This is a genomic window from Pseudomonas sp. LBUM1653, assembly GCF_059716115.1.
Window position 1 is genome coordinate 612,096 of the sequence record NZ_CP166803.1, and the last position, 24,112, is coordinate 636,207.

At 59.0% G+C, this 24,112-nt stretch carries 25 protein-coding genes; 13 read left to right on the forward strand and 12 right to left on the reverse strand.

Annotation, left to right across the window (positions count from 1 at the left end; genetic code table 11):
- Positions 1-203: 203 nt before the first annotated feature.
- From ACA054_RS02710 to ACA054_RS02735, 6 genes are all read left to right on the forward strand, one after another.
- Complete coding sequence (locus tag ACA054_RS02710) at positions 204-1,118, forward strand: ABC transporter permease subunit (protein ID WP_497637717.1); 915 nt, start codon at positions 204-206, stop codon at positions 1,116-1,118.
- Positions 1,119-1,121: 3 nt separating this feature from the next.
- Positions 1,122-2,405, forward strand: a complete 1,284-nt coding sequence (gene livM / locus ACA054_RS02715; protein ID WP_497688071.1) for a high-affinity branched-chain amino acid ABC transporter permease LivM — start codon at positions 1,122-1,124, stop codon at positions 2,403-2,405.
- Positions 2,402-3,274 carry an ABC transporter ATP-binding protein gene (locus ACA054_RS02720; protein ID WP_497688072.1) on the forward strand — a complete coding sequence of 291 codons (873 nt, stop codon included), beginning with the start codon at positions 2,402-2,404 and terminating at the stop codon, positions 3,272-3,274. The genes livM and ACA054_RS02720 overlap by 4 nt, the downstream gene beginning before the upstream one ends.
- Positions 3,271-3,987 (forward strand): ABC transporter ATP-binding protein, encoded by a 717-nt coding sequence (locus tag ACA054_RS02725; protein ID WP_497688073.1) that lies wholly within the window; start codon positions 3,271-3,273, stop codon positions 3,985-3,987. Before ACA054_RS02720 ends, ACA054_RS02725 begins: the two co-directional genes overlap by 4 nt.
- 827 nt (positions 3,988-4,814) lie before the next feature.
- On the forward strand, positions 4,815-5,585 hold the full coding sequence (locus ACA054_RS02730; RefSeq protein WP_497688074.1) for an SDR family oxidoreductase: 771 nt from the start codon (positions 4,815-4,817) through the stop codon (positions 5,583-5,585).
- 170 nt (positions 5,586-5,755) lie between these two features.
- Positions 5,756-6,661 carry a cation diffusion facilitator family transporter gene (locus ACA054_RS02735; RefSeq protein ID WP_497688075.1) on the forward strand — a complete coding sequence of 302 codons (906 nt, stop codon included), beginning with the start codon at positions 5,756-5,758 and terminating at the stop codon, positions 6,659-6,661.
- Between the two features lie 22 nt (positions 6,662-6,683).
- On the opposite strand, the gene ACA054_RS02740 is transcribed toward ACA054_RS02735, so the two are convergent.
- From ACA054_RS02740 to ACA054_RS02770, 7 genes are all read right to left on the reverse strand, one after another.
- The gene (locus ACA054_RS02740) at positions 6,684-7,817 is read right to left on the reverse strand and encodes an AGE family epimerase/isomerase (RefSeq protein ID WP_497688076.1); all 1,134 of its coding nucleotides are present in this window, start codon (positions 7,815-7,817) and stop codon (positions 6,684-6,686) included.
- Positions 7,818-7,991: 174 nt separating this feature from the next.
- A complete protein-coding gene (locus ACA054_RS02745) occupies positions 7,992-8,564 on the reverse strand; it encodes a HupE/UreJ family protein (RefSeq protein ID WP_497688077.1) in 573 nt (190 codons plus the stop codon).
- A 29-nt stretch (positions 8,565-8,593) separates the two neighbouring features.
- Positions 8,594-9,208, reverse strand: a complete 615-nt coding sequence (gene ureG / locus ACA054_RS02750) for an urease accessory protein UreG (protein WP_497688078.1) — start codon at positions 9,206-9,208, stop codon at positions 8,594-8,596.
- Positions 9,209-9,245: 37 nt separating this feature from the next.
- Positions 9,246-9,920, reverse strand: a complete 675-nt coding sequence (locus tag ACA054_RS02755) for an urease accessory protein UreF (RefSeq protein WP_497688079.1) — start codon at positions 9,918-9,920, stop codon at positions 9,246-9,248.
- On the reverse strand, positions 9,917-10,417 hold the full coding sequence (ureE, locus tag ACA054_RS02760; RefSeq protein WP_497688080.1) for an urease accessory protein UreE: 501 nt from the start codon (positions 10,415-10,417) through the stop codon (positions 9,917-9,919). The genes ACA054_RS02755 and ureE overlap by 4 nt, the downstream gene beginning before the upstream one ends.
- Before the next feature lie 187 nt (positions 10,418-10,604).
- Positions 10,605-11,237, reverse strand: a complete 633-nt coding sequence (locus tag ACA054_RS02765) for a TetR family transcriptional regulator (RefSeq protein ID WP_497688081.1) — start codon at positions 11,235-11,237, stop codon at positions 10,605-10,607.
- A 172-nt stretch (positions 11,238-11,409) separates the two neighbouring features.
- Positions 11,410-11,865: a hypothetical protein gene (locus tag ACA054_RS02770; protein ID WP_497688082.1), complete on the reverse strand. Its 456-nt coding sequence runs from the start codon at positions 11,863-11,865 to the stop codon at positions 11,410-11,412.
- 377 nt (positions 11,866-12,242) lie between these two features.
- On the opposite strand from ACA054_RS02770, the gene ACA054_RS02775 reads away from it, so the two are divergent.
- Positions 12,243-14,312: an AsmA family protein gene (locus ACA054_RS02775; protein WP_497688083.1), complete on the forward strand. Its 2,070-nt coding sequence runs from the start codon at positions 12,243-12,245 to the stop codon at positions 14,310-14,312.
- A 78-nt stretch (positions 14,313-14,390) separates the two neighbouring features.
- Here the strand turns inward: ACA054_RS02775 and ACA054_RS02780 are convergent, their stop codons facing one another.
- The 3 genes from ACA054_RS02780 to ACA054_RS02790 form a co-directional block, all read right to left on the reverse strand.
- Positions 14,391-15,068 carry a hypothetical protein gene (locus ACA054_RS02780; protein WP_497688084.1) on the reverse strand — a complete coding sequence of 226 codons (678 nt, stop codon included), beginning with the start codon at positions 15,066-15,068 and terminating at the stop codon, positions 14,391-14,393.
- 84 nt (positions 15,069-15,152) lie between these two features.
- Positions 15,153-15,917, reverse strand: coding sequence for a hypothetical protein (locus ACA054_RS02785; protein ID WP_497688085.1), 765 nt, complete (start codon positions 15,915-15,917; stop codon positions 15,153-15,155).
- Positions 15,918-16,121: 204 nt separating this feature from the next.
- Positions 16,122-17,030 (reverse strand): LysR substrate-binding domain-containing protein, encoded by a 909-nt coding sequence (locus ACA054_RS02790; protein WP_497688086.1) that lies wholly within the window; start codon positions 17,028-17,030, stop codon positions 16,122-16,124.
- A 120-nt stretch (positions 17,031-17,150) separates the two neighbouring features.
- Here ACA054_RS02790 and ACA054_RS02795 point away from each other — a divergent pair, with 120 nt between their 5' ends.
- From ACA054_RS02795 to ACA054_RS02805, 3 genes are all read left to right on the forward strand, one after another.
- Positions 17,151-17,789, forward strand: coding sequence for an FMN-dependent NADH-azoreductase (locus tag ACA054_RS02795; RefSeq protein WP_497688087.1), 639 nt, complete (start codon positions 17,151-17,153; stop codon positions 17,787-17,789).
- The gene (locus ACA054_RS02800) at positions 17,790-18,095 is read left to right on the forward strand and encodes a DMT family transporter (protein ID WP_497688088.1); all 306 of its coding nucleotides are present in this window, start codon (positions 17,790-17,792) and stop codon (positions 18,093-18,095) included.
- Positions 18,096-18,202: 107 nt separating this feature from the next.
- A complete protein-coding gene (locus ACA054_RS02805) occupies positions 18,203-19,093 on the forward strand; it encodes an esterase/lipase family protein (RefSeq protein WP_497688089.1) in 891 nt (296 codons plus the stop codon).
- A 6-nt stretch (positions 19,094-19,099) separates the two neighbouring features.
- On the opposite strand, the gene ACA054_RS02810 is transcribed toward ACA054_RS02805, so the two are convergent.
- Positions 19,100-19,987 (reverse strand): DMT family transporter, encoded by an 888-nt coding sequence (locus tag ACA054_RS02810; protein WP_497688090.1) that lies wholly within the window; start codon positions 19,985-19,987, stop codon positions 19,100-19,102.
- 95 nt (positions 19,988-20,082) lie between these two features.
- On the opposite strand from ACA054_RS02810, the gene ACA054_RS02815 reads away from it, so the two are divergent.
- The 3 genes from ACA054_RS02815 (at position 20,083) to ACA054_RS02825 (ending at position 22,500) form a co-directional block, all read left to right on the forward strand.
- The gene (locus ACA054_RS02815; RefSeq protein ID WP_497688091.1) at positions 20,083-20,871 is read left to right on the forward strand and encodes an AraC family transcriptional regulator; all 789 of its coding nucleotides are present in this window, start codon (positions 20,083-20,085) and stop codon (positions 20,869-20,871) included.
- Between the two features lie 72 nt (positions 20,872-20,943).
- Positions 20,944-21,252 (forward strand): PsiF family protein, encoded by a 309-nt coding sequence (locus ACA054_RS02820; RefSeq protein ID WP_497688092.1) that lies wholly within the window; start codon positions 20,944-20,946, stop codon positions 21,250-21,252.
- Positions 21,253-21,486: 234 nt separating this feature from the next.
- Entirely contained in the window at positions 21,487-22,500 is a 1,014-nt protein-coding gene (locus ACA054_RS02825) for an AI-2E family transporter (RefSeq protein WP_497688093.1), read from the forward strand.
- A gap of 125 nt (positions 22,501-22,625) precedes the next feature.
- Here the strand turns inward: ACA054_RS02825 and ACA054_RS02830 are convergent, their stop codons facing one another.
- Complete coding sequence (locus ACA054_RS02830; RefSeq protein WP_497688094.1) at positions 22,626-23,900, reverse strand: Hsp70 family protein; 1,275 nt, start codon at positions 23,898-23,900, stop codon at positions 22,626-22,628.
- Positions 23,901-24,112 lie beyond the last annotated feature (212 nt).

The window sequence follows — 24,112 nt, forward strand, 5'->3', positions numbered from 1 at the left end:
GGGAGCGAGCTTGCTCGCGATGACGGACTGGCAGGCGACAACTTTGTTGAATGTTCAACCGCTATCGCAGGCAAGCCAGCTCCCACAGGGGCCGTGGTGGCCTGCCTCATCGTGGCTGACATTGCTCCGACGTATATCTGTATTTTCCTTAGAGGAACCGCACACCGGCAGGTGGACAGGTTCTCATTGCGTGAGATTGCGTTATGGATGGTATTTTCCTGCAGCAACTGGTCAACGGCCTGACCCTCGGGTCGGTCTATGGCCTGATCGCCATCGGCTACACAATGGTCTATGGCATCATCGGCATGATCAACTTCGCCCACGGCGAGGTTTACATGATTTCCGCTTACCTCGCGGCGATCAGTCTGGCTCTGCTGGCATACTTCGGTATTGAATCCTTCCCGCTGCTGATGCTCGGCACCCTGATCTTCACCATCGTCGTCACGGCGGTGTATGGCTGGGTCATCGAGCGCGTCGCCTACAAACCCCTGCGTAACTCCACCCGACTGGCACCGCTGATCAGCGCCATCGGTATTTCGCTGATCCTGCAAAACTATGCGCAGATCGCCCAGGGCGCCAAGCAACAAGGCGTACCAACCTTGCTCAGCGGGGCGTGGCGCGTTGAAGTCGGCACAGGTTTCGTGCAGTTGACCTACACCAAGGTGTTCATTCTGGTCGCAGCGTTCGTCGGGATGGCCCTGCTGACCTACATCATCAAGTACACCAAGCTCGGCCGCATGTGCCGTGCAACCCAGCAAGACCGCAAGATGGCTTCGATCCTGGGGATCAACACCGACCGGGTGATTTCCTATGTGTTCATCATCGGTGCAGCGATGGCGGCCCTGGCTGGCGTACTGATCACCATGAACTACGGCACGTTCGACTTCTATGCCGGCTTCATCATCGGCATCAAGGCGTTCACTGCCGCGGTGCTCGGCGGGATCGGCTCACTGCCAGGCGCGATGCTGGGCGGGATCATCCTCGGGATTTCCGAGTCGCTGTTCTCTGGCCTGGTGAACTCGGACTACAAAGACGTTTTCAGCTTCTCGCTGTTGGTTCTCGTTCTGGTCTTTCGGCCCCAAGGCCTGCTCGGCCGTCCTCTTGTGTCGAAGGTGTAAGCGATGTCTTCAACCACTCAAAAAACCATTGATCTCAAAAGAAGCCTGGTTGACGCGATTCTCGCCGGCCTTGTCGCCCTGATTGTGTTTGGTCCGATTGTCGGCGTGGTCCTCGACGGCTACGGCTTCAATCTGGAAACGACCCGGGTGGCATTGATTGTCGCCATCGTCATGGCGGGCCGATTTGCCCTGAGCCTGTTCCTGCAAACGCCAAAAGGCCTGAAAATTCTTGAAGGCTTTGAAAGCACCGGCTCCGGGGTTCATGTACTGCCGCCTGATTACAAATCCCGCTTGCGCTGGATCATCCCGCTGGTGATCGTCATTGCCGTGGTGTTCCCGTTTTTCTCCAACTCCTACCTGCTGGGGGTGGTGATCCTCGGGCTGATCTACGTATTGCTGGGCCTGGGCCTGAACATCGTGGTCGGTCTGGCGGGTCTGCTCGACCTGGGTTACGTGGCGTTCTACGCCATCGGTGCCTACGGCCTGGCGCTGGGTTATCAATACCTCGGACTGGGTTTCTGGACGGTGCTGCCGCTGGCGGCCATTACTGCAGGCCTTGCCGGTTGCATCCTCGGCTTCCCGGTGCTGCGCCTGCACGGTGACTACCTGGCAATCGTGACCCTGGGTTTCGGTGAAATCATTCGCCTGATCCTCAACAACTGGCTGTCCCTGACAGGTGGCCCGAACGGTATGGCGGCTCCGTTGCCGACCTTCTTCGGCCTCGAGTTCGGCAAGCGCGCGAAGGAGGGGGGCGTCCCGTTCCATGAGTTCTTCGGCATCGCCTACAACTCGGACGTGAAGTACTACTTCATCTACGCGGTGTTGTTCCTGGTGGTACTGGCCGTGTTGTACATCAAGCATCGCCTGACCCGCATGCCTGTCGGCCGTGCCTGGGAAGCGCTGCGCGAGGATGAGATCGCTTGCCGCTCCATGGGTCTGAACCACGTGCTGGTCAAGCTCTCGGCATTCACCATCGGCGCATCGACGGCCGGCCTGGCCGGCGTGTTCTTCGCCACCTACCAGGGTTTCGTCAACCCGACCTCGTTCACCTTCTTCGAATCGGCCTTGATCCTCGCCATCGTGGTACTCGGCGGCATGGGCTCGACCATCGGTGTGGTGATTGCGGCCTTCGTACTGACCGTGGCCCCGGAACTGCTGCGTGGCTTCGCCGAATACCGCGTGCTGCTGTTCGGCGTCCTGATGGTGTTAATGATGATCTGGCGACCGCGCGGGCTGATTCGGATCAGCCGTACCGGTGTGACCCCGCGTAAAGGAGTAGCGCCATGAGCGAAGTCGTACTCTCCGTAGAGAAGCTGATGATGCACTTCGGCGGCATCAAGGCGTTGAATGATGTCAGCCTGAAGGTCAAGCGCAACTCGATCTTCGCCCTGATCGGCCCCAACGGCGCCGGCAAGACCACCGTGTTCAACTGCCTGACCGGGTTCTACAAGGCCTCCGGCGGCAAGATCGAACTCAACGTGCGTGGGCAACAGACCAACGTCATCAAGTTGCTGGGCGAGTCGTTCAAGCCGACCGATTTCGTTTCGCCAAAAAGCTTCATCACCCGGCTCCGTTACAAGATGTTTGGCGGCACCCACCTGGTGAACCGCGCCGGCCTGGCGCGGACGTTCCAGAACATTCGCCTGTTCAAGGAAATGTCGGTGCTGGAAAACCTGCTGGTGGCCCAGCACATGTGGGTCAACCGCAACATGCTGGCCGGCATCCTCAACACCAAGGGCTATCGCAAGGCCGAAAGTGATGCGCTGGACCATGCCTTCTACTGGCTGGAAGTGGTGGACCTGGTGGACTGCGCCAACCGCCTGGCCGGTGAACTGTCCTACGGCCAGCAACGCCGTCTGGAAATCGCCCGGGCCATGTGCACCCGTCCGCAGATCATCTGCCTCGACGAACCGGCCGCCGGCCTCAACCCTCAGGAAACCGAAGCGCTGAGCGCGATGATCCGGCTGCTGCGCGACGAGCACGATCTGACCGTGGTGCTGATCGAACACGACATGGGCATGGTAATGAGTATTTCCGACCACATCGTGGTGCTGGACCACGGCATCGTCATCGCCGAGGGCGGCCCCGATGCGATTCGCAACGACCCGAAAGTGATTGCCGCCTACCTGGGCGCCGATGAAGAGGAGGTGGTATGACCCAACCCATCCTCGAACTCAAGGACCTGGACGTGTTCTACGGGCCGATCCAGGCCCTGAAGAACGTCTCGCTGCACATCAACGAAGGGGAAACCGTCAGCCTGATCGGCTCCAACGGTGCCGGCAAGTCGACCCTGCTGATGTCGATCTTCGGTCAGCCGCGCGCGGCGGACGGGCAGATCCTCTATCAGGGCGTGGACATTACCCACAAGTCGTCCCACTACATCGCCTCCAACGGCATCGCACAATCGCCGGAAGGGCGGCGGGTGTTCCCCGACATGACGGTCGAGGAAAACCTGCTGATGGGCACCATCCCCATTGGCGACAAGTACGCCAAGGAAGACATGCAACGCATGTTCCAGCTGTTCCCGCGGCTCGAAGAGCGGCGCACCCAGCGTGCGATGACCATGTCCGGTGGCGAGCAGCAGATGCTGGCCATCGCCCGTGCCCTGATGAGCCGTCCGAAATTGCTGTTACTCGATGAGCCGAGCCTTGGGCTGGCGCCCATCGTGGTCAAGCAGATCTTCGCGACGCTGCGGGAACTGGCCAAGACCGGCATGACCATTTTCCTGGTCGAGCAGAACGCCAACCACGCGCTGCGGCTGTCGGACCGGGCCTATGTGATGGTCAACGGCGAGATTCGCATGAGCGGTACCGGCAAGGAGCTGCTGGTCAACGAGGATGTGCGTAACGCCTATCTCGGCGGGCACTAAACCTTAACGTCCAATGAAAACGCCCTGACGAAATCAGGGCGTTTTTTTTCGCCCCTGTAGGAGCTGTCGAGTGAAACGAGGCTGCGATCTTTTGATCTTGTTTTTTAACAATCAAAATCAAAAGATCGCAGCCTGCGGCAGCTCCTACAAGAGCGGCGGTTTGAGGTAAAGGGAAATTGTGGAAAACAAAATTGTCGACCTCCGAAAACGCGACATAAAGCCGCTGCAAATAGTTGTTTTGTCACGGTTTTGACTTGTCCCCGTTTGCTGTGGAGCTGGCTGTGAATAACGTGGGAGTAGCTGGCTGAGAGCCTTTGAATCCGTGGCTTGCAGCGCTGTGGTTGTTTTTTGATCAGGCTTTTTTTCCGACGTTCAAGGTAGCTTTGTCAACCTTTTTCTTGGTGAAGAAAGTGCGGCGAAATGCAGCGGACAGGCCTGTGGATAAGTCTGTGGTTAAACACTGGAAAGACTTGGCTGAGGGCCGTAGTTACTGGCTTGGCGCCATCGCAGGCTTGACCGCCCGGTCGGGAAATTGACCAGGGGCTACACAGCGGGCCAATGGGGGTCAAGCAAAAAAGTTTCAAATCAGCCCGCAAAGCCTTGTGGATAGCGGCTTTCAGCTTTTCCACTTGCCCCCGGAATGTGTGGATGGGGCTGTGGATAAGGTGCGTGCACATGGCTGCAAGCCACGGCCGGTAAGGCGTTGCAACTTTTGCTCATTTTTTGTACAGGTGGCGCGCCGGTTGCCGCTGTGCGCAAGGCCGGGCATGCTGCCTGCTGATTTTCTATTCCAATGGCTGCCGATCAGCCGTAGCAAGGAGAACACCATGTCCAACACCCTGTTCATTACCGGCGCGACTTCCGGTTTTGGTGAAGCCTGTGCCCGTCGTTTTGCCGAGGCCGGCTGGAAACTGGTGCTGACGGGGCGTCGTGAAGAGCGCCTCAACGCCCTGTGCGCCGAACTGTCGAAGCAGACCGAGGTGCACGGCCTGGTGCTCGATGTGCGTGACCGCAAGGCCATGGAAGAAGCCATCGCCAATCTGCCGCCGTCCTTTGCCAAGCTGCGCGGACTTATCAACAACGCTGGCCTGGCCTTGGGTGTCGATCCGGCGCCGAAGTGCGACCTGGACGATTGGGACACCATGGTCGATACCAACGTCAAAGGCTTGATGTACAGCACCCGCTTGCTGTTGCCGCGCCTGATTGCCCACGGTCGTGGCGCGGGCATCGTCAACCTGGGTTCTATCGCCGGAAATTATCCTTACCCGGGCAGCCATGTGTATGGCGCGAGCAAGGCGTTTGTCAAACAATTCTCCCTGAATCTGCGCTGCGACCTTCAGGGAACCGGCGTGCGGGTCAGCAACATCGAACCGGGCCTGTGTGAAAGCGAGTTCTCGCTGGTGCGTTTTGCCGGTGACCAGGAGCGTTACAACGCCACCTATGCCGGTGCCGACCCGATCCAGCCGCAAGACATTGCCGATACCATCTTCTGGGTGCTCAATGCCCCGGCGCACATCAATATCAACAGCGTGGAGCTGATGCCGGTGAGCCAGACCTGGGCGGGGTTTGCGATTGATCGCAGTGGTGGCAAGGTGTAACACCGAGTAAAGGCCAATCGCGAGCAGGCTCGCTCCCACAGGTTCAACGCGATCCTTGTGGGAGCGAGCCTGCTCGCGAAGGGGCCGGAACAGACAACACAAGACATCAGCTAGACTCCTCACCCAACAACCCGCCACACCCTGCGGTTCAAGGTTTTCGAGGAGACCATGTGAGCAATCGAGGCGAGCAGGCGCTGCTCAAGCAATCGACGTTCCTGATGCTGGCCGTGGCGATCGCCGGGATCCTCACCGGTTTCGTATCAGGCGCTCAATCCATTCTTTTCGATGGCTTCTTCTCGCTAATCGCGACTTTCATCAAGGTGCTGATGCTGATCACCGCGAGGTTGATCGCCAAGGAAAGCAACCAACGCTTCCAGTTTGGTTTCTGGCACCTGGAACCTATGGTGCTGCTGATCGAAGGCAGCTTCCTGTTACTGATCGCCATCTACGCGTTTCTCAACGGTGTGTTCGGCATCATCAATGGGGGCCGTGAGATAGAGCTTGGGCTGGTGATCGTCTACGCCGCGGTGTTTACCGTCGTTGAGTTCGCCTATTTCTTCTATGTGCGCCATCGCAATCGAAAACTGAAATCAACGTTACTGCAGTTCGACAACATCAGCTGGCTGGTGGACGCGATGCTGTCGGCAGGCTTGCTGGTGAGCTTCCTTGCCGCACTGTTGCTGAAAACCCAGGGTTATGCCGAGTGGGCGGTTTACGTCGATCCGTTGATCCTGATTCTGCTGGCCCTGAGCATGCTCGCGCCAGCCTTCAAGATTCTTGGCCCGGCGCTTCGCGACGTGCTGGGGATTGCCCCCGATCAGCTGGACGACAAGGTGAATCAGGTGCTGGCGGCGGCGAAGATCGAGCATGGTTTCGACGACTACATTTCCTATGTGCAGAAACACGGCCGGGCCTGTTTTATCGAGATTCACATCGTGCTGCCGACGGATTATCGACTGCACAGCGTGCTGCAACTGGATGCACTGCGAGAGGAAATTTCCGCGAAGCTCGGCAAGCCTGATGCGGCGAGGTGGCTGACCATCAGTTTTACCGGGGATCGCAAGTGGATTGCGTGAAAGCGCGAAAGCGTTCTTTCAGTCAGCGAAGATACTCAGCCAACCCACGATAACAAGTTGCCAAGTGATAAGGCGTAGTCGACGGCATATCCCGACGGCTCACTTCACCGTGTTCATCACGGCACTCATACCAGCCACCCGCGTGCAGCGAGCGCTGTTGCAATGCCTGCAATTGACGCAACAGCGAAGCCTCACTGCCCGGACGCAGCGTCAGTGCGCGCAGGTACTCGGCCTGGGCCCAGATTCGCTGCGTCGCGTCCCGAGAACCGCCGTCCGGTCCCAGGTCCAGCATGGCCCGCACGGCACCGGTCTGTTGATCGACGCCCAGTTGTTCGGTGAAGGCAAAGGCGCGCTCCAGCGAAGCATGCAATGTTGAACCGCGCAGCAGCTCGGACGACTCCAGCAGGAAATACCACTCGAACTGGTGGCCCGGTTCGAACCAGTTATCCACAGCACCCAGCGGTTTTTCCATCAACACGCCGTGTTGCGGATCGATAAAACGCTTCTGCATCCCTGTGCATAAGTCGACAAGCGCCTGTTGCACAGCGAGGTCTTCGCGCACCGACAGCGTGGCGAGGAAGGCTTCAGCCAAGTGCATCAACGGATTCTGCAGCGGTCCGCTGTTCAATGATGACCAGTCACGCTCAAGGCTCGCTTCGTAGAGGCCGTCGCCGCTGGCGAAACGTTGCGCGATCACTTCCAGGGCAGCGTTGAGCACCGATTCCACCAGCGGCTCGCGGACTTTGTCCCAGTAATGGGCGCAAGCGAACAGAATGAATGCGTGAGTGTAGAGGTCTTTACGCTGATCCAGCGGCGCGCCCTGCGGGTCGATGCTGTAGAACCAGCCGCCGTGCTCTGCATCGTGGAAGTGCCGCTGCAAGGAACGGAATAGCGCCGCCGCGCGCTCGTGCGCGCCTGGCACCTGGCCGATGAGGCTGGCAAACAGATACAGCTGCCGCGCGCAGGCCATGGCCCGATAGCGTTGGGGGGGCAGCGGATTGTGCTCGGCGTCCAGCGCCTCATAGGGCAGCGCCATGTCGGCATTCCAGCCGGGACCTTGCCAAAGCGGCACGATCACGTCCTGGAAGTGCTGTTGCACCGAGGCAAACAGGGCGGTCAGTTCAGGCTGGGAGGCGGAGCGGGAAACAGGCGGCATTGGCTGGCGTCGTCACGGCAGGGTTGATTGCGCGACATGTTAGCAGGCCTGAGAGGTGTGTTGTCTCTGAGGCCGTCTTCGCGAGCAGGCTCGCTCCCACAGTGGAGCTGTGTACGCAGGGCAAAATGTGGGAGCGAGCCTGCTCGCGAAGAGGCCATCACAGGCGATAGAGAATCAGCCGGCCAACAACCACACGCCTGTCGCCGCCGACGCCGCACCCGCCAGTCGCACTAGTGGCGCAGCAGCTTGCGGCAACACCCGCACTAACGCATAACCTGCGGCATGCAACGCTGCTGTTGCCACCACAAAACCCGCGGCATACGCCCAAGGACTCGACATGTCCGGCAATTCCAGGCCATGGGCCACACCGTGGAACAGCGCAAACAACGCCGTTGCACCCATTGCCACGCTCAACGGTGGACGCACCACCAAGGCCACTGCCAGGCCCAGCGCAAGCACCGACGTGGCAATCCCGCTTTCAAGCGCCGGCAGTTCCAGCCCTTCAAAACCCAGCAGCCCGCCGATCAGCAGGGTGCCAACGAAAGTGCACGGCAGCGCCCAGCGCGCAGCACCTTGCTGCTGCGCCGCCCACAGGCCGACCGCGAGCATCGCCAGCAAATGGTCGAGACCACCGATCGGGTGGCTGATGCCGGCGAAAAGGCCGTTGTCACCGTGCCCCGGGTGGGCGAACGCAATGGCCGGTGTCAACAGCAAGGTCATGGCGCCCAGAATGCGTTTCAGTGTCATGGAGAAGCTTCCTTGTTGATAAATCTTGATCAGGCTGCCGTCAGCAGGCCCTGGCGTTCGATGAAGGCGATGATCGCGTCCAGGCCCTGGCCGGTTTTCTGATTGCTGAACACGAACGGCTTGCCGTTGCGCATGCGCGTGGTGTCGCTGTCCATCAGTGTCAGCGAAGCACCCACCAAGGGTGCCAGGTCAATTTTATTGATCACCAGCAGATCGGATTTGCAGATCCCCGGCCCGCCTTTGCGCGGCAGCTTGTCACCCGCGGAAACGTCGATCACGTAGATGGTCAGGTCGGACAGCTCCGGGCTAAAGGTGGCCGAGAGATTGTCGCCACCGGACTCCACCAGAATCAGGTCCAACCCCGGGAAACGGCGGTTCAACTGATCCACAGCTTCAAGGTTGATCGAGGCGTCTTCGCGGATCGCCGTGTGCGGGCAGCCGCCGGTTTCCACGCCAATAATGCGTTCCGGCGCCAGCGCTTGGTTGCGCACCAAAAAATCAGCGTCTTCGCGGGTGTAGATGTCGTTGGTCACCACCGCCAGGTTGTAGCGTTCGCGCAGGGCCAGGCACAGGGCCAGGGTCAGGGCGGTTTTACCGGAACCGACCGGGCCGCCGATGCCGACGCGCAAGGGTTGTGTGTTCATGTGGTTCTCCAAAAAAGGGCGGCCAAAATAACAGGCCCTAGGAACGGAACAGGCGGCTGTACTGGCGCTCGTGGGCCATACACGCCAGGGACAGGCCAACCGCGGCGCTGCCAAAGTGTTCGGGGTTGATTCGGGTAGCATCCTGCTGGGCTTGTTGCAGCAGCGGCAGCAGTTCACTGGTCAAGCGCTGCGCGGCCTGCTGGCCCAGCGGCAGGGTTTTCATCAGTACCGCCAATTGGTTTTCCAGCCAGCTCCAGAGCCACGCGGCCAGTGCATCCTGCGGGCTGATCCGCCAGGCGCGAGCGGCCAACGCCCAGCCCAGGGCCAGGTGGGGTTCGGGCCGTTGTGCGAGAAAGGCGCGGGCCTGTGAATCGAGTTCAGGCAGGCCGTTGAGCAACTGCTGCAAGGAGTAGCCCATTTGCCGGCTTTCCTGATGGAGCTCGCGGGTTTCCCGGCTGGCACGGTGTTCTTCACAGCGCTGCAGCAGTTCGCTCCAGTTTTCCTCGGCCGCAGCCACGCAATGGGCGAGCAGCAGCGGCGCCTCGAAGCGGGCGAGGTTGAGCAGCAATTGATCGCTGATCCAGCGTCGCGCGCTGTCGGGATCGTGCACACGGCCGTTGTCCACGGCCATTTCCAGGCCTTGGGAATAGCTGTAGCCGCCAATCGGCAATTGCGGACTGGCCAGGCGCAGCAGTGCCCATGCAGGGTTCATGGGCGCACGCCGAACTGGTGCAGTTTTGGCGGATAGTTGAAGTCTTCGTCACCGTGGCGCGAATGGTGATGGCCGCCGCCGTAGGCGCCGTGTTCAGGTTCAAACGCAGCTTCGAAGTGCTCGGCTTGCGCGCCGAGTTGTTCGAGCATGGCCTTGAGCACGTAGTCGTCGAGCAGGCGCAGCCAGCCGTCGCCCACTTGCAGGGCAACATGGCGATTACCCAGGTGATAGGCGGCACGGGTCAATTCGAAGGCATTGGCGCAGGTGACGTGCAGCAATTGTTCGGGACGGGCACAGACGCGCACGACGCGGCCGTCTTCGGCTTGCAGGCATTCGCCGTCATACAAAGGCGATTGACCGCGCTCCAAAAACAACCCGACGTCCTCGCCCTCGGCACTGAAACAGCGCAACCGGCTTTTGCTCCGGGCTTCGAAGGTCAGGTGCAGCTCGGCGGCCCAGTCGGGTTGAGGGTCGATCCTGCGATGAATCACCAGCATCGGAAAGCTTCCAGCAATGGACAATGCTCAGGCTAGAGCAAGGGGCTTGCCAATCCGGGGATGCGTAGGAAATACCTGTAGGAGGCGTAGGAAAAGTTTCGGGGTGCCAAGGATTTTGGCTGAAATTGGTGCGCAGGTTTTTACCTGTGCACCAAGTTGACGCCAGACAGGTGTTCTTTCGCGGTGCTTACTCTGTACTGCCGAGCCCCTGCCAATGCTTGAGGCCGATAAAGATGAACCGCAGCTGTTGGGTGATCTTCGCCTGAGGCGTCATGTGCTCAGGCAGGGCCTCGACCGGCGGGTCGATGATGTCCGGCAAGGTGGCGAACACGCTTTTGACGATCAGGTCCGCCATGACGCTCAGGCCGGCCATGTCCAGGTGTTGCAGTTTTGGCATCAGGGACAGGTCGGCGGCCAGGTCCGAACTGATGTTCTCGCGCAAGCGACCGATGGCCAAGCGTACCGGCAACGAGCCGCCGTACTGTTCTCTGGCGAGAAACAGGAATTGCGAACGGTTGGCCGACACCACATCGAGAAATATCCGCACGGACGCGTCGATGATGCCGCCCATGACGAACTCGTTGTGCCGCACGAGGCGAATCGTTTCACGGAAGGTCTGGCCGACTTCGCTTACCAGCACCAGGCCGAGTTCATCCATGTCGGCGAAATGCCGGTAGAAACCGGTGGGGACGATGCCGGCGGTTTTCGCGACTTCGCGCAGGCTCAGGCTGCCAAATCCTCGGCCGCCCTCCATCAAATGGCGGGCCGCGTCCATCAAGGCGTTGCGGGTTTGTTGTTTCTGTTCGGCGCGGGGCAGCATCGCAAGGGCGTTTTCTGAAAAGGACTGCGGCGCACTCTAGCAAATCGGCTTTGCTGGCGTCGAACGACATAGGGGGGGATCAGGCGGGGCGGTGCAGCTTCTACAAAGGCAATGGCCAAAAAGTCAAAAGCCCAATCCGGTGATTGGGCTTTTTTTCGGGGCCGCCATGGGCTCAGCTCATAGCGCTGTTGCGTTCGATGACACGGTCACCACCGCCTTCGGCAACGGTTTGACCTGGAGTGCGGTCGGAACCATCGGCAGCCACGGTTTGGCCAGGAGTGCGGTCGGAACCGTCGGCAGCCACAGTTTGGCCAGGAGTGCGGTCGGAACCGTCGGCAGCTACTGTTTGGCCAGGGGTGCGGTCGGAACCGTCAGCGGCAACCGTTTGACCTTGTGGGGTTTGGTCGTAGCCGTCTTCAGTGATCAGGTTTTTTTCTTTCAGGCGATCGTTACCACCTTCGGCGACGGTTTGACCTGGGGTGCGGTCGGAGCCATCAGCGGCGACGGTTTGGCTGAACACCGAGTGAGTGTCTTTCACTTGCGGGGTGGCCTGGTCAGCGGCTGGCAGTGCAAAAGCAGTGCTGGCCAGCATTGAAAGTGTAAGGCTAAGCAGAAGTTGGCGTTTCATGATTGGGTGCTCCGTAGGAGGGCGATAAATTGGGTACGAGGGCAATGCTACTCTTGATAAGTCGATATAAAAGTTCATAAACGCAATGTTAATAATCAACGGAATTGATTGTTCTCTACAGCCCTTCTAAACCGGGCCTTTGCGGCGCACCGAGGTGGGTATTTTCGACTCAATCGCGCCACGCAAAAGTGCGCACCCGGTAACGCCGGACTGGAGGAGAGCGCCGTATTTACCCGGTGAATTGCGGCAAAATCGGCTTTTCGATTAAACCTGCGGGCCATTTTCCAGTCGTAGATTCCATGACCGGCCGGTTCTGGCCCTGCGTTTCTCCTGAGCATCGCGATCGTGACGCTCAGCCGTATCAGGAGCTCTGTGCAATGACGCGCACCCGTAAAATTCTCGCCTGGACCATGACCAGCCTTATTGTCCTGCTGGCCCTGCTGGTGCTGTTCATCGTGTTCTTCGACTGGAACCGGATCAAACCGCCCCTCAATGCCAAGGTGTCCGAGGAGCTGCACCGCCCGTTCGCGATCAACGGCAATCTGGCGGTGGTCTGGCGGCGCGAGCCCGACGAGGGCGGCTGGCGTGCCTGGGTGCCCTGGCCGCACGTGGTGGCGGAAGATCTGAGCCTGGGCAACCCGGACTGGTCGAAGACTCCGCAGATGGCCAGCCTCAAGCGCGTCGAGTTGCGCATCTCGCCCCTGGCCTTGTTGGCGCAGCGTGTGGTGATCCCGCGCATCGACCTCACCGAACCCAATGCCGAGTTGCAACGCCTGGCCGACGGTCGTGCCAACTGGACCTTCAAGTTCGACCCGAAAGACCCGAATGCCGAGCCTTCGCCATGGGTGGTGGACATCGGCGCGATCGGCTTCGACAAGGGACACGTCACCCTCGACGACCAAAGCCTGAAGACTCAACTGGACTTGCTGATCGACCCACTGGGCAAGTCGATTCCCTTCAGCGAAATCGTCGGCGACAAAGCGGCGAAAACGGCCTCCGAGCAGGGCAACGCGCCTCAGGATTACGCGTTTGCGCTGAAGGTCAAAGGTCAGTACCACGGTCAGAAACTCACGGGCCAAGGCAAAATCGGCGGCCTGCTGGCGCTGCAGGACGCGGCCCGACCGTTCCCGCTTCAGGCGCAAGCGAAGATCGGCGACACCAGCGTCGAGCTGGCCGGCACGCTGACCGACCCGATGAATCTGGGCGCCCTGGATTTACGTCTGAAACTGGCCGGCACCAGCCTGGGTAACCTTTACCCCCTGACTGGCGTGACCCTGCCGGATACGCCGCCGTATGCCACCGACGGCCATCTGATCGCCAAGCTGCATGAGCCGGGCGGTGCGGTATTTCGTTATGAAGCGTTCAACGGCAAGATCGGCTCGAGCGACATTCATGGCAGCCTGACCTACGTCGCTGGCCAGCCACGCCCCAAACTCAGCGGTTCGTTGTTATCCAATCAATTGTTGTTTGCCGACCTGGCTCCGTTGATCGGCGCCGACTCCAATGCCAAGCAGAAAGCCCGCGGCGGCGAGAGCAAGCAGCCGGCGGACAAGGTCCTGCCGGTCGAGGAGTTCAAGACCGATCGCTGGCGCGACATGGACGCGGATGTCGAATTTACCGGCAAGCGCATCGTCCATAGCGAAAAGTTGCCATTCAACGATCTTTATACGCATCTGGTGCTCACCAATGGCGTGCTCAGTCTTGAGCCGCTGCGATTCGGTGTGGCCGGTGGCAAGCTGGATGCACAGATTCGCCTGAACGGTCACACCGAACCGCTGGAAGGCCGGGCACAGCTCACCGCTCGGGGCTTCAAGCTCAAGCAGTTGTTCCCGACCTTCGAGCCGATGAAAACCAGCTTCGGCGAACTCAATGGCGATGCCGATATTACCGGGCGCGGCAATTCGGTGGCCAAGTTGCTGGGCAGCGCCAACGGTAAGCTGAAAATGCTGATCAACGACGGCGCTATCAGTCGCGAGCTGATGGAGCTGGCGGGACTGAACGTCGGCAACTATGTGGTCGGCAAGATTTTTGGCGACAAGGAAGTGAAGATCAACTGCGCCGCTGCCGATTTCGACATCAAGACCGGTCTGGCCACTACGCGGCTGTTCGTTTTCGATACCGAGAACGCGATCATTTATATCGATGGCACGGCAAACATGGCCACCGAGCAATTGGACTTGACCATTACGCCGGAATCCAAGGGCTGGCGGCTAATCTCGTTGCGTTCGCCACTGTATGTGCGGGGTAAGTTCATCAAGCCCGACGCCGGGGTGAAAGCCGTCCCCTTGATATTGCGTGGGGCCGGGATGGTTGCACTGGGCGTGATTGCCGCGCCAGCGGCGGGGTTGTTGGCATTGGTAGCGCCGAGCGGCGGAGAACCGAATCAGTGCGCGCCGTTGCTGGAGCAGATGAAGGCGGGCAAGGCGCCGAAGTCGGTAAACCGTTGAAGACCTGCGGCCGTCTTCTCACAGGGGTGCAGGACCGTAACGCGGAGAAGTCGGACACGCAGGTGTTTCACTACTGATTCAGTCGGTGGTGTCAGGGGCAAGGACTTTGAGCAAGTGGGTCTGCGGCTTGCTTCCAAGTTTTTTGACGATCTGGTTTCTAATCGAAGCGTATTTGCCCTCCAACAAGCACGTGACCCACAAGGACGTTTCGATATCTTCCAAGATGAGCGCTTCACGAATCGGTTGCTCAAGGATGGTAATGTCCACCCTTTCGGATGTTTCGAGGGAAATTTGAAGCGAAATGATTTTTTTATTCTCGCAAACAACCGTCAATAGAGTGCTCACGATGAACGTAGGAGGTTCGTCGAGCACGGGTGGTTTTTCTTTTTGAATCCTTCTCTGAAACGCATTGCTGGCAGGCGAATCGGAAGAGAGTTGCATGACGGTAGAAAGCGCTTGTTTTAATTGTTTTAATTGTCCTTCTTGTAGTTCTTTCGATAGGCGATCAGTCGCTATTTTCAATAGGCTGACTGTGGATTTTGGACGGCTGGTATTCTTTATTTGGTTAAGTTCCCAATATATCTTTCCCAAAGAGGTCACATAAGAAGAGAACCAGGTTTTGGAGGCGTCGTCGGCGATTAATGTTGCCAGTAAGGTGGAGTGCAGGACATCATCTTTAAATTGTTGGGGATGTGAGCCAAGGAATAGAGTGATGTTGCCGTCGACTAAATAAATTTCGGGTGAAAATGATTTCATATTTGTCTGCAACCAATAAATTGAGATTGTTAGCGCTGAGATCACAAACCTTAAAGACCTCGGCGCCATTCTGGAAGCTGAGGTTTATTGGAAGCCGGGGATACCGTCGAGGAAGTCGTCAGCGGCCTTCCCCAATTTTTCAAGAACCTTTCTTCGAACCCCTCCGTAAACTTGAGTGTTTAGGTAAACCGGAGTAGCCATTGATTTTACTGCGGTGGATTTTGTGGTCGATTTCCACCAAAGAATGCCTCGAGAACTTTCTCTGACATCCACGCTTATGAAACTAAGAATCATCATGGGAGCACCCTCCCGGGTTTGCCATGCCGGAGTAATGTCAAAGTTTGCTGTATAACCTTTGTCCGCGTTTCGCTCATAGATTTTAATCAGGCCGTCTTCGCCTTTAACACCCTCCACGGCTTTGCCCGCTAGCAGGGCCAATTGAGGTGCATTAGCGCCAACCAGGCCTTGAAGAATATCAAAGGCTACGGCATCCATGGTCAGGCCTGTCCTTTGAATAATCTTGTCCTGAATGTTGATCTTGCTGTATGTCCAGCCGAGGGTGCGCAGGCCCTGTATGTAGTAGGTGTACCACTGCTCCAGTTCTTTTTTAATGTCGTACTTTTGTGAAGCGGCGTTTTGCATCAGAAGTTTGCAGTGGTCGACATCCTCACGGTTCTGAAGAGATACACCATCCACGAAAATGTCCATCATGTTCGGTCCGACAGTGCCACTTGCCTTGGATGGGTCAATCGGCAGGTTGTCAGGTTTGGCGGAGAATGCGCGAGGTGTTTTTACTTGTGGCAAGGCGGGCAGCGATTCCACGAAGTCAAGTCGTTCTTCAATATACATAAGTATCGTCCTTAATGAGTTTTAGCAGACATCTTGTCTGTCCTTAAATATAAAGAATCGGAGCGTTAAATCTACTGCGCCATTGTAACTAGATGCTCGCGTACCGGTTTGAGGAAGGTGTTATGTACTGGGTAGTAAAAGCCTAATTGCACTTGTGTCGCGATAAGATCTGGCTTTTGCAAAAGACCTGGCAATATGTAAGCCTTATGAGGGCTTTGACAGCAGGCCGGACAATCTGGCTTCGTCCTGCAGCCACGCAAAAAACGCTCGAACCGGTGGATGTCGCTCGCGTCCCGGCACGCACAGGGCGCTGTAACCGGCGCCAACTACCTGCACATTGCCCCGAAACGGCAGCAGTAAACCGCTGGCGACGCTTTCTGACACCAGAATATTGCTCGCCAGCACCAAGCCCTGACCGGCAATGGCCGCTTGCAGGGCGTAATGCTCTTCATCGTATTCGCGCACGATTGGCTGACCCGCCAGCCAGGCCTCGCCGGATTGTCCACACCAGGCTTCCCAACCATGGGCGTAGAGCTTGGAGTTGTGCCAGCGCACGCTGATCAGCGTAGGCGTGTGATAGGCGGCCAAGGCCACTTGCTCGGGCGAGCCGTAAACGCCGAAAGACTCGTCGAACAGACAAAGGCCATACAGATTCGGATAGTCATCGAGGCTGTAGCGCACCACCAGGTCGACACTGGCGTCCTGATGCAAATCGATGACCTCGCAGTGCGTGTCCAGGCGCAGGCTGATGTTTGGATGGCGGGCGTAGAAACGGCCGAGGCGTGGCACCAGCCACAGGGCGGCGAAGGCGGCGGTGGTGGAGATCGTCAGGTTCGTGCCGCTTCGGTGCGGGCGCAGGGTGTCGACGCTTTGCGCCACTTCCAGGAAAGCGCCGTGCAGGCTGTGGAACAATCGCTCGCCGCCTTCGGTCAAGCGTACCTGGCGCGGCAGGCGCTCGAACAGTTGCACGCCGAGCCAGGTTTCCAGCGAACGGATCTGATGGGATACCGCCGTCGGAGTCACCGACAGCTCTTCGGCGGCGGCCTTGAAGCTCAGCAGGCGAGAAGCGGATTCAAAAGCACGCAGGGCGGTCAACGGCAACGAGGCAAACATGGAAACTCCATGGATGAAATTGATTCATCCAGACTGACTTTTGTTCAGTTGAAGAGGGGCGGCTCTGAACTACAAGCTGCAAGTCACCTGAAGTTTGAGTTTAGTTCCAAGGAGAGTCAGATGAGCACAATTCTTGCGATTCATGCCAGCCCACGTGGTGATCGTTCGCACTCCCGGCGTTTGGCCGAAGTGTTTCTGTCGGCTTGGCAGGCCCGTCACCCGCAATCGAAGCTGACCCGCCGCGAAGTCGGCAGAGCGTTTATTCCTCCGGTCAACGAGGCGTTCGTAGCCGCCGCGTTCTACCCCGAACCCGACGCACGACCGCTGTCGATGCAAGCGGATCTGGCGTTCAGTGACACGCTGGTCGGCGAGTTGCTCGGGCATGACCTACTGGTGATTTCCACGCCAATGCACAATTTCAGCGTGCCAAGCGGCTTGAAAGCCTGGATCGACCAGATCGTGCGGCTCGGGCTGACCTTCAATCACACCCTGGATAACGGTATCGCGCAATACGAGCCACTGGTGCAGGGTAAAAAGGCCTTGATCGTGACCAGTCGCGGCGGTTTCGGGTTCGGCCCTGGCGGCGAGCTGGAGGCGATGAACCATGCAGACCCGCTCCTGCGCACGGCGTTGGGTTTCATCGGCATCACCGATGTCACCGTGGTCGCCGCTGAAGGCGAAGAGTCCGAGGCGCGCACATTTGAAATCTCTGCAGCCGAAGCAGAGCAGCGCTTGTTGGCGCTGGCCAAGGAGTTCTAGATGGCCTGGCTGTTTTTGCTGATCGCCGCCGGGTTCGAAGTCACCTTCGCCATGGGCATGAAGTACGCCGAGGGCTTCACCCGACTCTGGCCATCGCTGATCACCATCGTGGCGGCGGTGGGCGGGATTTACTTCCTGACCCTGGCAATGCGCGTATTGCCGGTGAGCATCGCCTACCCGATCTGGACCGCCATCGGTTCGCTGGGCACGGTGTTTCTCGGCTTTGCCTTGCTCGGAGAGAGCCTGACCGCGGTCAAACTGCTGTCGGTCGGGCTGATCGTGGCGGGTGTGGTGGGGCTGAAATAGGGTGGATGTCCTAGACTGGTCGTCGGTTTGTCATGTTCGCTGGCGAAGCTTGGCGGATGTCTTGCATCCGCCAGGCGTCACCTCACCGATCACAAGGATGTCCGCCCATGTCGCAAGGTTCCGCCACGCGTTACCCGCTGGTGCTGGTCCCGGGAATGCTCGGGTTTATCCGTCTGGTGCTTTATCCGTACTGGTACGGGATCGCCGAGGCATTGCGCCGTGGTGGTGCGGTGGTGTTTGCGGTGCAGGTCTCGCCGCTCAACTCCTGCGAAGTGCGCGGCGAGCAACTGCTGGCGCGGATCGAAGAGATTCTGCGCCAGACCGGCGCCGAGAAGGTCAACCTGATAGGCCACAGCCAGGGCTCGCTGACCGCTCGCTACGCGGCGGCCAAACGCCCGGATCTGGTCGCCTCGGTGACCTCGGTGGCGGGGCCCAATCATGGTTCGGAACTGGCGGACTATCTACATAAACACTATCCGCATGACAGTGCCATGGGGCGGTTGGTGAGCTTGTTACTACGGTGGATCGCGGCGCTGATGGGCTTGTTGGAAACCGGCTATCGCGGGCCGAAGTTGCCTGTGGATATCCATGCGTCTCATCATTCGCTCACCACTGAGGGTGTGGCGTTGTTCAATCAGCGTTATCCACAGGGTCTGCCCGAAACCTGGGGCGGGCAAGGACCGGAAGAGGTGAACGGCGTGCGTTACTACTCCTGGTCCGGGACCTTGCAGCCGGGCAAGACCGATCGTGGGCGCAACCTGTTCGATGGCACCAACCGCAGTTGCCGGTTGTTTGCCAGAACCTTCGTTCGCGAGGCCGGGCATTGCGACGGGATGGTCGGGCGTTACAGCTCGCACCTCGGGACGGTGATTGGCGATGAGTATCCGTTGGACCATTTCGACATCGTCAACCAGTCGTTGGGCCTGGTGGGGAAGGGGGCGGAGCCGATCCGGTTGTTTGTCGAGCATGCGGCTCGGCTGAAAGCTGCCGGGGTTTAGACCGCGTCAGGCAACACTGACCTTACGGCCCAATACCGTCCTCCAACGCTCGGAAAGAATCACCCCGCCCAACGTCAGCATCCCACCCACCAGGTGGTACATCGCCAACTGTTCATGCAGCACCAGTGCCGCAATCAGCGCGGTAATCAACGGCAGCAAATTGAAGAACAGCGTGGTCCGGCTCGGACCCAGACGCACCACGGCTTGCATCCACGCCAGCGGTGCGACCATTGAGGCCAGCAGGCAGGCGTACAGCACCAACGGGATATTTTGCAGGGTCGGACCGATTTTCGGTGAGGCGAGAAACAGCGGAAACAACACCACCACCGCTACCAGCACCTGCAAATACAGCAACACCAAGGGCGGCAAACGCAGCTGCCATTTTTTCAGCAAAGTGCTGTAGATCGCGTAGGCCAGGGTGGCAATCAGCATCATCGCGTCGCCCAGGTTCACCCCATGCTCCAGCAGCACACCAAGGCTGCCGGACGAGACGACCACCAACACCCCGGCAAACGACAGCACCGCACCCGCCAGTGCGCCGATGGTCAGGCGTTGGCCGAGGCTGATGATCGCCATGGCCAGCGACATCAGAGGCATCAACGACAGGATGATGCCCATGTTGGTAGCGGAGGTCAGGCTCGCGGCGAAGTACGCCAGGCTTTGGTAAACAGCCATGCCGAGCACGCCGAGGACGAAGATCTTGCCCAGATTCGGGCGAATCGACGGCCAGTGGGCAACCACCGGTTTGAGCATGAAGGGCGTGAACAACAACCCGGCCAGCAGCCAGCGGTAAAAACCGATCTCGGCGGGGTAGATCGCCCCGGCCGACATTTTGGTGATCACGGTGTTGCCGGCCCAGATGAAAATGGCCAGCAGGGGATAAGCATATTGCATGGGAAAAACCAGAGCGTTGATGAAGGGTAATTATCCCTTGTCTGGATACAGGCCTATACTTCGATCCAGACAACCCGCCCCTGGTTCCGGACAGCATGACCAGTAAACACATCGACCTGCTGGATTTCAGTGAACTACCCGCCCCGGTGTACTTTCGCTACGCCGATTTTGATGCGCATCGTTTTGCCTCGGCGCATCGGCACCCCTGGGGCACACTGGAGTATTCGGCTCATGGCGTGCTGCACATGGAAATCGGCGGCAGCCGCTTCATGTCACCGCCGCAATACGCGGTGTGGGTGCCCCCCGAGACCGAGCACAGCTTCTATAGCAACCAGCCGATCAATTATCGCGCGGTCTGCCTGGCGCCCACCCTTTGCCGTGATCTACCACAAGAGGCCTGCACACTGGCGATCAGCGACATCCTCAAGGCGATCCTCAAGGACTTTGCCGCCAGGGACGTGAAGATCCCCGAGCAGGCCGCGGACAAACGTCTGGCCCAGGTATTGGTGGATCAACTGCAACAAGCGCCAGTGCATGAGTGTTATCTGCCTTACGCCAGCAGTTGTCGATTGCTTGGCCTTCTGGAGGCCCTGCAAGCCGAGCCTGGGGATAACCGGCCACTGGCGGACTGGGCCGCGCAGATTCATGTCAGCGAACGCACGCTGGCGCGGCAGTTTGTCCGCGAATTGGGCATGAGTTTCGGTGAATGGCGCCAACGCCTGCGCTTTCTGACGGCGATCGAGGCGCTGGACAGCGACCGTAGCGTTCAGGACGTCGCCTTCGACATGGGCTACAGCACTGGTTCGGCCTTCATCGCCATGTTCCAGCGCCAGGCCGGGTGTACGCCGGAGCAGTATCGACGCAGCCACCTGGAGACAAGATGAAGGTGTAACAGGTGTTGTCTACACTCCAGAGCAAGGCCGTTCCCCTCGGTGCGGTGACAAGGAGAAAACTCCATGAAGATGTTGCGTGCCCCTTTGCTGATGATCGGTTTGCTCCTGTGTTCTCATGGCTTCGCCGCCACTGACCAACAGAACAAGATGACCACCTGCAACGCCGACGCCACGGCCAAAAGCCTCAAGGGCGATGAGCGCAAAGCCTTCATGAGTACTTGCCTGAAGGCGACGCCGGCGGCCAATGATGCCGGCAAGGCGTTGACGCCACAGCAGGAGAAAATGAAAACCTGCAATGCCGACGCCGCGACCAAGGCCCTCAAGGGCGATGAGCGCAAGGCGTTCATGAGTGATTGCCTGAAGAAAAAATAAACATAGGTTCGGGAAATATGGAGGCTGCGAGGGCCTCTTCGCGAGCAGGCTCGCTCCCACAGTTGTTCGGCGGCGCGGTCCACTGTGGGAGCGAGCCTGCTCGCGAAGGGGCAGGCAAGGGCTCCGCAAAAAACCGAGTGGCCACCGACAAAGGTCGCCCCACACAATCCCTAGTGCTGACACCAGATCGCTGGCAGACTGCCAATCCTTTTACGCCGTTCGTTTTGAGGCTGTATGCCAACGTTTTCTCAGCGTCAAGTTTTGCTGGTCATCAGCTGGATCATCATTTTCGGCGGGTTGCTGCTGGTGATTCCACTGCGGTTGCTGCCCAGCTTGCTGGCCGGGTTGCTGGTGTTCGAACTGGTCAACATGCTCACCCCGCAATTACAGCGACTGATCGAAGGGCGACGTGCGCGCTGGCTGGCGGTGGCGTTGCTGGGGACTCTGATTGTCAGCGTGCTGTCGCTGATCTTTGCCGGCGCCATCAGTTTTCTACTGCACGAAGCGGAAAACCCCGGTGCATCCCTCGACAAGTTCATGGGAGTGGTCGATCGCGCGCGCGGGCAATTGCCGCCGTTCATCGATGCCTATCTGCCCGCCAGTGCCGCCGAGTTTCGCGTGGCAATTGGCGAATGGGTCAGCAAGCACCTCAGCGACTTGCAACTGGTGGGCAAGGATGCGGCGCACATGTTTGTGACGTTGCTGATCGGCATGGTGCTGGGGGCGATCATTGCCCTGCAACGAATTCCGGACCTGACCAAACGCAAACCGCTGGCCGCTGCGCTGTTTGACCGCCTGCACTTGCTGGTGCAGGCGTTTCGCAACATCGTGTTCGCGCAGATCAAGATTTCCCTGCTGAACACGTTCTTTACCGGGATATTCCTGGCAGTGGTGCTGCCGATGTTCGGTATCAAGCTCCCACTGACCAAGACCCTGATCGTGCTGACCTTCCTGCTCGGCCTGTTGCCGGTGATCGGCAACCTGATGTCGAACACCCTGATCACGATTGTCGGCCTGTCGCTGTCGATCTGGGTGGCGCTGGCCGCGCTTGGCTACCTGATTGTCATCCACAAGCTCGAGTATTTTCTCAACGCGCGGATCGTTGGCGGGCAGATCAGTGCCAAGTCGTGGGAGTTGCTCCTGGCAATGCTGGTGTTCGAAGCCGCGTTCGGCCTGCCGGGGGTGGTGGCAGGACCGATTTATTACGCGTATCTGAAGAGCGAGTTGAAACAGGTGGGGATGGTTTGATCAGGTCGATAGGCGTTGCCTGATCTGACGCCTTCGCGAGCAGGCTCGCTCCCACATTAGTCCTGTGTACTCAGGTTCATTGTGGGAGCGAGCCTGCTCGCGAATGGGCGCACCACGGTTTCGGATCAGTCCATCGATCCGTAACGCTTGGCCGCTTCAATGGCCAGGCCACTACCAATGCTGCCAAAGATATTCCCTTCCACATGCCGCGCATTCGGCAGCATCGCCGAAACGCTGTTGCGCAGCGCCGGAATACCACTCGAACCACCGGTGAAGAACACCGTGTCCACCTGATCGACCCGCACATCGGCGTCAGTCAGCAACTGGGTGACGCTATTGCGCACGCGTTCGAGCAGGTTATCGATGGCCGATTCGAACAGTGCACGGCTCAGCTCAACGCTCAAGCCAGCTTCGATGCGGTCCAGCGGTACGTGGCGGTGGTCGGCATGGGTCAGCTGGATCTTGGTCTCTTCAACTTCCATGGCCAGCCAGTGCCCGGCGCGCTGTTCGATCAGCTTGAACAGGCGGTCGATGCCGCCGGTGTCTTCGATGTCGTAGCGCATGCTGCCCAGGGCCAGTTGGGACTTCTGCGAATACACCGAGTTGATGGTGTGCCAGGTCGCCAGGTTCATGTGATGGCTGGTCGGCATGTAGGCACCGCTCTTCATCCGGCTGCCGTAGCCGAAAAGAGGCATCAGGCCCTGCAGGCTCAGTTGCTTGTCGAAGTCGGTCCCGCCGATGTGCACACCGCCAGTGGCGAGGATGTCATCCTGGCGATTATCCACACCCCGACGCTGAGGCGACAGGCGCACCAACGAGAAGTCGGAGGTACCACCGCCGATGTCGACGATCAGTACCAGCTCTTCCTTCTCGATGGTCGACTCGTAGTCGAACGCGGCGGCAATCGGTTCGAACTGGAACGAAACTTCCTTGAAGCCGATCTTGCGCGCGACGTCCACCAGAGTGTCTTCGGCCTCTTTGTCGGCCATCGGATCATCGTCGACAAAAAACACCGGACGGCCCAGCACTACTTCTTCGAATTCCCGACCGGCGGCGGCTTCGGCACGGCTCTTGAGCTGGCCGATGAAAAGGCCCAGCAGGTCCTTGAACGGCATCGCCGTGCCCAGAACACTGGTGTCGTGCTTGATCAGCTTGGAGCCCAACAGGCTCTTGAGCGAGCGCATCAACCGGCCTTCATAACCTTCGAGGTACTCGTGCAGCGCCAGCCGGCCATACACCGGGCGACGTTCTTCGATGTTGAAGAAGACTACCGAAGGCAGGGTGATCTTGTCGTCCTCCAGCGCGATCAGCGTTTCCATGCCGGGGCGCAGCCAGCCGACGGTGGAGTTTGACGTGCCAAAGTCGATGCCCACGGCACGGGCTGGAGATGCGTTGTTCATGTCTTTGGGGTTCCGGTTAAAAAACGGCCGCGCAGTGTATGTCAGTGCGCGACAGATTCGAAGGCCGACTATCTGCTAATTCCTGGAAACAATGTCTTGAAAGATGGCCCATGACCCCCAAACTACCCTGCATCAAGCCGGTAGCCGCGCAGCACCCGAAAGTCGCGCCGCCGCTGCCGATAAACTTCTTACGCGCCGCCCGGTCACAACCT

Coding starts and splice junctions, on each gene's coding strand:
- livM (WP_497688071.1), top strand. CDS start 1,122: ATGTCTTCAACCACTCAAAAAACCATTGATCTCAAAAGAAGCCTGGTT.
- ACA054_RS02805 (WP_497688089.1), top strand. CDS start 18,203: ATGTCGCAAGGTTCCGCCACGCGTTACCCGCTGGTGCTGGTCCCGGGA.
- ACA054_RS02780 (WP_497688084.1), bottom strand. CDS start 15,068: ATGAAATCATTTTCACCCGAAATTTATTTAGTCGACGGCAACATCACT.
- ACA054_RS02755 (WP_497688079.1), bottom strand. CDS start 9,920: ATGAACCCTGCATGGGCACTGCTGCGCCTGGCCAGTCCGCAATTGCCG.
- ACA054_RS02765 (WP_497688081.1), bottom strand. CDS start 11,237: ATGCTGCCCCGCGCCGAACAGAAACAACAAACCCGCAACGCCTTGATG.
- ACA054_RS02785 (WP_497688085.1), bottom strand. CDS start 15,917: ATGTATATTGAAGAACGACTTGACTTCGTGGAATCGCTGCCCGCCTTG.
- ACA054_RS02725 (WP_497688073.1), top strand. CDS start 3,271: ATGACCCAACCCATCCTCGAACTCAAGGACCTGGACGTGTTCTACGGG.
- ureE (WP_497688080.1), bottom strand. CDS start 10,417: ATGCTGGTGATTCATCGCAGGATCGACCCTCAACCCGACTGGGCCGCC.
- ACA054_RS02740 (WP_497688076.1), bottom strand. CDS start 7,817: ATGCCGCCTGTTTCCCGCTCCGCCTCCCAGCCTGAACTGACCGCCCTG.
- ACA054_RS02775 (WP_497688083.1), top strand. CDS start 12,243: ATGACGCGCACCCGTAAAATTCTCGCCTGGACCATGACCAGCCTTATT.
- ACA054_RS02745 (WP_497688077.1), bottom strand. CDS start 8,564: ATGACACTGAAACGCATTCTGGGCGCCATGACCTTGCTGTTGACACCG.
- ACA054_RS02710 (WP_497637717.1), top strand. CDS start 204: ATGGATGGTATTTTCCTGCAGCAACTGGTCAACGGCCTGACCCTCGGG.
- ureG (WP_497688078.1), bottom strand. CDS start 9,208: ATGAACACACAACCCTTGCGCGTCGGCATCGGCGGCCCGGTCGGTTCC.
- ACA054_RS02825 (WP_497688093.1), top strand. CDS start 21,487: ATGCCAACGTTTTCTCAGCGTCAAGTTTTGCTGGTCATCAGCTGGATC.
- ACA054_RS02815 (WP_497688091.1), top strand. CDS start 20,083: ATGACCAGTAAACACATCGACCTGCTGGATTTCAGTGAACTACCCGCC.
- ACA054_RS02810 (WP_497688090.1), bottom strand. CDS start 19,987: ATGCAATATGCTTATCCCCTGCTGGCCATTTTCATCTGGGCCGGCAAC.
- ACA054_RS02820 (WP_497688092.1), top strand. CDS start 20,944: ATGAAGATGTTGCGTGCCCCTTTGCTGATGATCGGTTTGCTCCTGTGT.
- ACA054_RS02720 (WP_497688072.1), top strand. CDS start 2,402: ATGAGCGAAGTCGTACTCTCCGTAGAGAAGCTGATGATGCACTTCGGC.
- ACA054_RS02795 (WP_497688087.1), top strand. CDS start 17,151: ATGAGCACAATTCTTGCGATTCATGCCAGCCCACGTGGTGATCGTTCG.
- ACA054_RS02800 (WP_497688088.1), top strand. CDS start 17,790: ATGGCCTGGCTGTTTTTGCTGATCGCCGCCGGGTTCGAAGTCACCTTC.
- ACA054_RS02730 (WP_497688074.1), top strand. CDS start 4,815: ATGTCCAACACCCTGTTCATTACCGGCGCGACTTCCGGTTTTGGTGAA.
- ACA054_RS02790 (WP_497688086.1), bottom strand. CDS start 17,030: ATGTTTGCCTCGTTGCCGTTGACCGCCCTGCGTGCTTTTGAATCCGCT.
- ACA054_RS02770 (WP_497688082.1), bottom strand. CDS start 11,865: ATGAAACGCCAACTTCTGCTTAGCCTTACACTTTCAATGCTGGCCAGC.
- ACA054_RS02830 (WP_497688094.1), bottom strand. CDS start 23,900: ATGAACAACGCATCTCCAGCCCGTGCCGTGGGCATCGACTTTGGCACG.